The organism is Halobacillus sp., from assembly GCF_049282395.1.
Lineage (GTDB): Bacteria > Bacillota > Bacilli > Bacillales > Halobacillaceae > Halobacillus.
The window spans coordinates 1-2,580 of record NZ_JBAPTY010000043.1 but is presented as its reverse complement, the minus strand read 5'-3'; the positions used below and the strand labels follow the sequence as shown (position 1 = coordinate 2,580).

General features: G+C 40.7%; 6 protein-coding genes. 1 reads left to right on the top strand and 5 read right to left on the bottom strand.

The features are described 5' to 3' along the window. Positions 1-135: 135 nt before the first annotated feature. Complete coding sequence (locus WAM07_RS02050; protein WP_422164348.1) at positions 136-279, top strand: hypothetical protein; 144 nt, start codon at positions 136-138, stop codon at positions 277-279. A gap of 120 nt (positions 280-399) precedes the next feature. Here WAM07_RS02050 and WAM07_RS02045 read toward each other — a convergent pair whose 3' ends face one another. From WAM07_RS02045 to WAM07_RS02025, 5 genes are all read right to left on the bottom strand, one after another. After that, complete coding sequence (locus WAM07_RS02045; RefSeq protein WP_422164346.1) at positions 400-801, bottom strand: VOC family protein; 402 nt, start codon at positions 799-801, stop codon at positions 400-402. 80 nt (positions 802-881) lie between these two features. Continuing rightward, the gene (locus tag WAM07_RS02040; RefSeq protein ID WP_422164344.1) at positions 882-1,319 is read right to left on the bottom strand and encodes a GNAT family N-acetyltransferase; all 438 of its coding nucleotides are present in this window, start codon (positions 1,317-1,319) and stop codon (positions 882-884) included. A 92-nt stretch (positions 1,320-1,411) separates the two neighbouring features. After that, the gene (locus WAM07_RS02035; protein WP_422164352.1) at positions 1,412-2,185 is read right to left on the bottom strand and encodes an SDR family oxidoreductase; all 774 of its coding nucleotides are present in this window, start codon (positions 2,183-2,185) and stop codon (positions 1,412-1,414) included. 55 nt (positions 2,186-2,240) lie between these two features. Further along, complete coding sequence (locus tag WAM07_RS02030; protein ID WP_422164342.1) at positions 2,241-2,447, bottom strand: hypothetical protein; 207 nt, start codon at positions 2,445-2,447, stop codon at positions 2,241-2,243. Further along, positions 2,419-2,580: lipid II flippase family protein (locus WAM07_RS02025; RefSeq protein WP_422164350.1), on the bottom strand; the 162-nt coding region annotated here is incomplete at its 5' end. The genes WAM07_RS02025 and WAM07_RS02030, both read right to left, overlap by 29 nt.

The window sequence follows — 2,580 nt, the reverse complement described above, 5'->3', positions numbered from 1 at the left end:
TATTACGCGAATTCTAAAGTAGTAAAACTATTTAATTCTATTGATAAAGGCTATCGTACAAGCGTAATTTCTAAAATTTCATAGATTACTAATGTAAGAGATCTCCTACATTCCTATGATGAAGGAGGAAGAGCTATGAACTTTCTAAGAAACGTAGTCGCTGTACTAATTGCTGTCTTGTTTTTAGTAGGGCTTTTGTTAGCTGTTTTACTAGGATCAAGCGCACAACGCCAAATAGTCATCGACTGTATTACCGAGATTCTTGGAACCATTAGCTAGACTTTAAAGGGCTATGTTAAAAAACGTAGCCCTTTAAAATTTCACTCTATAACAGTTAAAGCTGACCCTATGACCTGATAAATGTTGCTCCACCCCTAAAATTCAATCGTGAAAAACATCTTATCGCGACGGGGCTACAAATTCTACTTTTATCCGATCCGGATCCTCAAAGAATACCGCATAGTAATCCTTTCCTCCCGCAAAAGGATGCTGGTTTTCGTATAGGATATTGATACTTTTCTCTTTTAGCATCTTTGTCATCTCATCTACTCTTTCACGCGAAGAAGCTTGAAAAGCCAGGTGATTTAATCCAGTCCTGCATCTGTGATAAGGAACGTCTAAATACTTATCTTCTGTTTGAACAAACACTAAGTAGGTTTCCCCTAACTTCCAGCTATGTCCTTGCTCCCATTGTTGATAAGAATGATAACCTACTTCCTCTAAGAACCAGCCCCAAAATGATTCCGACTTCTCCAAATCGGATACATAGATTTCCACATGATGAAGTAATCCCTCCGGCATAATAGATCGCCCCTTCCTAGAAAATTAAATAATAAAGATTAACAGTTTTATGTAAGAACAATTTAATCATTCCATTTTCTCTAACTTAATGTTTTATACATAATCACATGGGGACCTAATTCAGGGTAATCAAATACATCTCCGTATGCTTGAAAACCGACCCTCTGATAATATTTCTGGACCGAAGTTCGCCCTTTACACCACAGTATGTCAGCCTTACGCTCATGTAATATCCGTTCCGCGTAATGAATTACTTCTCTTCCTGCTCCCTTGTTCCTGAATTCTTCCACTGTAGCCATCGCCCTTAAACGGTATTGCTTAGGGCTGGTAAACTCAGCATACGATTCCATATAAAAAGAAGCGACGCTGACTAAATTTCCTTCAATAAATGCTCCGATATGAAAAGCATGCTCGTCATGATCTGTATCATATTGACAGGCTTCAAAGGGCTGATGAGGTCTAAGGATGTTGTGACGAAGCGTATAAGTCTGTTCTGCTTCTATTCTTAATACTTTCAACTTACTCGCCCCCTTTCATCGCTTTATTTCGTAAATGGAGTCCAGGTTTAATCTTTGCTGGGAGAAGTATAAACGGGCTTCAAGATAAAGGGCTATCTCTTAAATCCGCCCTCTGAATGAATGATCTGACCCGTAATCCAGGCCGCATCATCACTGACCAGGAATTTGATCGTTCTTGCTACATCAGTTGGTTCACCCACTCTTCCAAAAGGAAACATTGGTGTCAGCTCACTTTTAATTTGGTCAGTCATCCAGCCCGTATCGGTTGGCCCTGGGTTAATAGCATTGACGGTTATCCCACGGGGTGCAACTTCTGCCGATAACGTAACCGTTAAGGCGTCAATGGCTCCTTTCGTGGTGGCGTATGCCAGTTCACCGGGCATAGGGCCCTGGAATTGACCTGACGTTATATTCACGATCCTTCCTCCAGATGGTTTATTAAATTTACGGGCAAATTCTATGCTTACTAGAGTGGTAGCGCGAATGTTCACCATATAGTGTTTGTCCAGTTGATCTGAAGTTAAATTAGAAAAATCATTATGGGTAGAATAGGCTGCGTTGTTTACTAATATATCAGGTGTCCCCAGTTTTTCCATTACGTTCTGGATAAGTATTTCTGCGGCATCCTGCTGAGTAAGGTCCAGTTCCATACTCGCAGCCTGTACACCTTTTTCCTTTAACTGTTCTTCCAAAATCGAAGGCTCATTGGTATCTATTGACCACGGCATTTCCTTGTCGTACTCTTTCCAATATGTAAAAAAGATATCGCACCCGGCCTCCGCTAATTCCCTGCAGATGGCTGCACCAATCCCATTTAATCTACTCGCTCCCGTAACGATCGCAATTTTGCCTGCTAGATTTTTGATGATGAACTCCTCCCCTTCTAAAGTAAAACGACAGGACTGATATTGAAAAACGATCTTACATGCCCATCATCACTTTTTTTAGCTTCCCGCATCTTTCACATTTATAAATAACCCGCGGCGTTCCTTCTTCCCAATCCATCCGCTTAAACTTATGAAATCCGATTCTGCATAAGATAGGCTTATTTTTCTTACCTCCACTCATAGGTCCTTCACCTGCTTTTACTTGTTCTTTTTTACACGATAAATTTAGTAAACCAGGCAATGTAATGGGCTCCTGGTATGAACAGAACTTGAGCCAATAATGTTCCGAACAGCCTCGAAGTGACCATCATAAGCGACACATTCCTTAATGATAAATAGTCCCCTCGCTTATTAATTACGTCATCTGCCATCAC